The 769-nt window shown below is 62.9% G+C and carries 1 pseudogene; it reads right to left on the minus strand.

Features of this window, described 5'->3' with window-relative positions:
* A pseudogene (locus FCK90_RS15180) lies at positions 1-741 on the minus strand (phenylacetate--CoA ligase family protein); the annotation flags it as partial.
* Between the last annotated feature and the right edge of the window lie 28 nt (positions 742-769).

The raw sequence follows: 769 nt of genomic DNA on the forward strand, positions 1-769 counted from the left end.
CCCCTTGATCCGGAAGCGCCATTCGTCGTCGGGCAGGTGCGTCTCCAGCAACCGGGCCATGTAGTCGATGGATGCGGGGTAGCCGTGGATGTAGCGGATCTCCCGCTCGGTCACCAGCTTCCAGTGCTCGGCGATCCGCTCGGGCGCCAGCGCCTGGATGCGCAGCACCACCTCGCCCGTGGCGGCCTGGACCAGGTGGTCCTTGGACTCGTCGAATTCCACGGCGCCGCGCAGAAATAACCGCCAGTCATTCAAGTCGTAGCCGGTGTCCTGGTGCCAGGCGGTTTGCACATATGCCCATTCCCCCGCCCCCCGGGCCTTATCCAGGTGGAAAAGAATAGGATTACCCGACGTTCCCGAACTGGCCACGAGTTCCACCTTGGACGGATCCGTGGCAATCATGCGCTCAGTGTTCTCCGACAAGGCCTGACGCGTCAGAACGGGCAGTTCTCCCAGGACCACGAAAGGGTCCTCTCCCCGGTTATTCTTTGCAAACTCCGTCAGCGGCTCATATCCAGGAGTGGAGCCGTAATATTCCGTCGAAGCCGCACTCAGCAGGAGTTCCCGCAGCCGTTCGGACCGCTCCTGCCGCCCCCAGGACGGCACCGTCCGGGCCTTGAGGATCTTGCGCTTGGTCTTGCGGAAAGCCGAGCCGTAGCGGAACTGAGCGGGCACGGCACGGATCAGGCCGGCGAATTTTTCCCGCTGCTCAGCGGGCAGATGCGCTATCTGTTCGCGCACAGAAATCATAGTCTCCCCTAGCCAGCCA

It is taken from the genome of Kocuria coralli (assembly GCF_008831305.1).
Lineage (GTDB): Bacteria > Actinomycetota > Actinomycetes > Actinomycetales > Micrococcaceae > Kocuria > Kocuria coralli.